The organism is Rhizobium sp. 10N414 (genome assembly GCF_056394785.1).
The window spans coordinates 1-695 of record NZ_JBFTIN010000112.1; the positions used below are offsets into that span (position 1 = coordinate 1).

Annotated in this window: 1 pseudogene; it reads left to right on the forward strand. The window is 57.1% G+C overall.

Annotation, left to right across the window (positions count from 1 at the left end):
* Window positions 1-145: 145 nt before the first annotated feature.
* Window positions 146-521 (forward strand): annotated as a pseudogene (locus AC1DE4_RS31820) (integrase core domain-containing protein); the annotation flags it as partial.
* Window positions 522-695 lie beyond the last annotated feature (174 nt).

A 695-nucleotide genomic window follows, 5' to 3' on the forward strand; every position in this document is an offset into this window, starting at 1 on the left:
CATGGTCTGTCACGCTCCAGAGTGTTGTCTCGACAACTTCACTTTAGAGACCCGCGGCCGGCCATGGCCACAAGGACGGCGCGCTGCGCTAGGTAGGGCTTCGCGCGCCGTCTGCCACGGCAGAGCAAGCTTCCCAATGTGCTATGGCAGCGAGTTCACCAGCAACGCGATCCTGCAATGGACGGATCGGGGCAAGGTGGATTGGCATTACATCGCGCCTGGCAAGCCGATCCAGAACGCCTTCATCGAAAGCTTCAATGGGCGGCTGCGAGACGAGTTCTTGAATGCTCTTCTCGTCACTGACCCAAGCTCGATCAGCGCTTTCAAATTGGCGCAGCGACTACAACGATCATCGACCGCATTCTGGACTCGGCTGGATGACACCTGCCGAGTTCGCTCAGACAATCAACCCGCGACGTGATGCGGTGCTGCGCAGCCGAAATGGCTCCGCACCGCAACCCGCCGCTACCGCCCCAATTACAGCAACCCAAAACCGCTGGAGCAAACTCAAAACTGGATAAAACTTGGGGGCAAGGTCAATCGAGAGCTAGTAGCGCGTTTTCGTGGTTCGAATCATATCAAGCAGCCTCGGCGAGCTTGTATGACCATGTGTGGATGACGGGATGACGATTGATGTCGTCGATACCGGCCATAATGCGTTCCTTGAGCTCGTGTTTTGAGGTCACCCGGATGTG